At 47.7% G+C, this 3,147-nt stretch carries 3 protein-coding genes; 2 read left to right on the forward strand and 1 reads right to left on the reverse strand.

Annotation, left to right across the window (positions count from 1 at the left end; all coding sequences use genetic code 11):
• Positions 1-658: 658 nt before the first annotated feature.
• Both J4G07_19600 and J4G07_19605 read left to right on the forward strand, forming a co-directional pair.
• The gene (locus J4G07_19600; GenBank protein MCE2416195.1) at positions 659-1,612 is read left to right on the forward strand and encodes a hypothetical protein; all 954 of its coding nucleotides are present in this window, start codon (positions 659-661) and stop codon (positions 1,610-1,612) included.
• A 250-nt stretch (positions 1,613-1,862) separates the two neighbouring features.
• Complete coding sequence (locus J4G07_19605) at positions 1,863-2,009, forward strand: hypothetical protein (GenBank protein MCE2416196.1); 147 nt, start codon at positions 1,863-1,865, stop codon at positions 2,007-2,009.
• Positions 2,010-2,142: 133 nt separating this feature from the next.
• On the opposite strand, the gene J4G07_19610 is transcribed toward J4G07_19605, so the two are convergent.
• Positions 2,143-2,943, reverse strand: coding sequence for a hypothetical protein (locus tag J4G07_19610; GenBank protein MCE2416197.1), 801 nt, complete (start codon positions 2,941-2,943; stop codon positions 2,143-2,145).
• Positions 2,944-3,147: the final 204 nt, after the last annotated feature.

Below are 3,147 nucleotides of genomic sequence, written 5' to 3' on the forward strand. Positions count from 1 at the left end.
TGAGATATGCGTTTCGCCCGCTTGTCGCCTACCAGTATTTTGCAACACCCGAAAATGATTGGGAAGCACTTTTCCATCACTATATTCCGCACTGGCGCGTTGTTCGTGATGAGAATGCTATCAAATCCTTTTATGAAGGCATCTCTTCGGATGAATCCATCCCCTGGGGGGCATGGCTGATACCTCTCTTCGCTTGGACCCTTTACGTGTTTGTCCTCTACTTCGTTGTGATATGCCTCTCGGTGCTGCTGCGCAGACAATGGGTCGAGGTTGAGCGGTGTAGCTTTCCGCTGGTTGTGTTGCCTGTGGAGATGGCAAACGACCTACCGGGAGCGAGAAATTCACTCTTCAGGAACAAAGCCTTATGGGTCGGATGTGCCGTTCCGCTATGCATTCACACGTTGAACGGCCTTCATGCGTTCTTCCCTGACGTGCCGGAATTTCCCGTCCGATTCAATCCGCATCCCTACTTAATTGAAAAGCCTTGGAGTGCCTTGAGACCTTTGCAACTCAACTTGTATTGTTCGATAGTGGGGTTCAGCTATTTACTGCCGCTTGAGGTGTCGTTTAGCCTGTGGTTTTTCTTTTTATTCTTCAAATTCCAATGTCTTATCGGCTCGATACTTGGTTTCCAAATCACCAAAGGTCCAGGCGTGCAGTGGAACGCGTATTCGTTCAGTGCTTCTCAGGAAATCGGTGCGTGCCAGCACGGCATCACATCAGAAGCATGCTTGTCAGTGCCTTTCGCAAAAGCGATGACCCAAACGAGGCGATGCCCTCTGGTTTGACAATTACCGGTCTCGTCGGCGGGATATTGCTGCTGACGTTTGCAAATCATCTGATGGGCATGTCGTTGGGATTCGCACTGCTTTTTGTGCTGGTGCTTTTAGGAATTTACATTGTCTTGACATGGCAAGTCATCCACGGCGGAATTCCTTTTGTCAATCCTTCGTATTCAGCGCATTACGTTCTCTTTACCACGCTGGGTTCGTCGAGAATCAATCCTTCAACCATGACATCGCTGTTTATGCATCCGGTCTCTCTCACGCGCGACTTGAGGGAGATTATGATGCCGTATGTCGCAAACGGTCTCAAGGCGGCCGATGAAGTCAAGGTCAGACGGAGGGGGCTGTTAATAGGTATGGGCGTGGCGATGGTTATAGGAACCCTTGTCTCATACTATTCGGTCCTCGAGGTCAGCTATGCACATCGTGCGCCGTACACAGGGGGGGCGGGCGACATGCGGTGGCTGACTTCTCTGCTCGTTAGCGGCGAGACCGGGACGGACTGGACGAACACAGGTTTTATGGTCGGCGGCAGCCTTTTCATGGGGCTGTTGATGTGGCTGAGAAGGGTTTTCGTGTGGTGGCCGCTTCATCCAATCGGGTATACAATGCTGAGTTCTTGGGCCTCATTAAAGCTGTGGCCCTCAATCTTTATAGGCTGGATGATGAAGTATATTCTCGTCAGGTACGGGGGATTGAGAATGTATCGAGGTGCGAGGCCGATATTCCTTGGGCTTGTGCTTGGCGAGATGACCTGCGCTGGCATCTGGGCACTTGTTGGAATGGCAACGGGCACCAGCACGGGTTATCGAATCTTGCTGAGTTAAAATGCCTAAAATGCCCGGCGGCTCTGGTCACTAAGTCAGAAGCATCTCAACTTCTTAGGACGCTATTCTTTTACCCTATCAGAGCCAACACGCCAGAGGATTTGAAACTATAGATCCTTAACTGGATTTTCTGTTCCACTGCTACACAAATAAACACGCCAGAGGATTTGAAACTATAGATCCTTAACTGGATTTTCTGTTCCATTGCTACACAAAGTCCACGGATGTATCTATATGCGCTGTTTCTGATATGGACGTCTCGGATTGGCAAATTGGACGTTTGTCATTTTTTGTTACATTCAGCAACACAACAATTAGTCGCTCTGTCATCTCACTTGCACAGACAGAACTTGCTGAACGCGGCACAATCGCACGATTCAAAGACGGAAAGCGATAGACTCACTTTACCAATTGAAATTCTACACAGCTCACTAAAAATTCGCACTTTTTTTGGGAAGTTTCTGGGTTTTTTCATTTTATACTTTGCCAAAAGTATAGCCATAAGCACTCTGGATAAACTGGCGCGTCGGTTAAGGCGTTTCCGCCTCGTCTGCCTCCAAATATTTCAGTGGACTTTCTAAGTTATAGACTTCAGAGTCTTCCACAATCTGTTTAAGAAATCCTAAATGTCCAGCACCGATAATTAGCAAAACACGTTCATTCCGTGATTCCGTAATTCGGGTGAGGTTGACGAAAATTTTGAGATTCCGTGGATACCAACCGTGTGCAACCCAATTCGCCCCGGGGTACTCATCTCGTAGACCGATTCGAGCAATCCTCAAGTAGTCGCGGAGATTTTTGCGTATCCCTTCATCTTGGTTGATCCTGATATACATATCAATCATCGGTTCATATTTCTCACGCACAATCCAAGTTCTGCCGTCTGCGTCCTGCGTGATTTTTCCGTCAGTAGGTGACGGCGAAGACAGAAGGTGTTCCTGACTGTTCGCTTCAGCAAACGCGTCGTAGTCTATCAAACGATCATCAACGTCCTCCCGAACGATTGGATCCTCTTGGAAAAAATCTACACAGTATACCTTCGGATGTTTCATCTGCTTGGCTAACCGAAATCCGATCTGCTCGCTTTCATAGCGTTTGAGTTCATAAGTGCCTTCCAGATAGCCTTGATAACTCGCGTTGATTTCAGCGTCCCGTGAGAAATCTATTTCAAGAGCAATCTTGGTAGGTTGGAACTTTCTGAGCTGCGCGACCAACTGCTCAATTTCGGCTTGACGTTTGGGCGTGAGCACATCATCTATTTTTGGATTGACGCCGTCCCAGCCGGGATTTGCCAGATGGCTACTGCCGAGAACCATAATCGTCGGTTTCATTCGCGTGTTCTCCTCTTTATACTGGAACCCTATAGTTTTAAAATGTCTATGTCTAAATGTGCTTCTGTTATGCTATAAAGACGGCAACTTGCGTATAAATATTTCTGTCGTTCCAAATTCTAATTTTTGCGAAGTGCCTCAATAGGCGTAAGCGACGATGCCTTTATAGCGGGATATAAGCCAAAAGAGATGCCGATTATCGCT

This window comes from Candidatus Poribacteria bacterium (assembly GCA_021295715.1).
Lineage (GTDB): Bacteria > Poribacteria > WGA-4E > WGA-4E > WGA-3G > WGA-3G.

Excerpts from the sequence above, each read along its gene's own strand:
- J4G07_19605 (MCE2416196.1), top strand. The coding sequence starts at position 1,863 with ATGGACGTCTCGGATTGGCAAATTGGACGTTTGTCATTTTTTGTTACA.
- J4G07_19610 (MCE2416197.1), bottom strand. The coding sequence starts at position 2,943 with ATGAAACCGACGATTATGGTTCTCGGCAGTAGCCATCTGGCAAATCCC.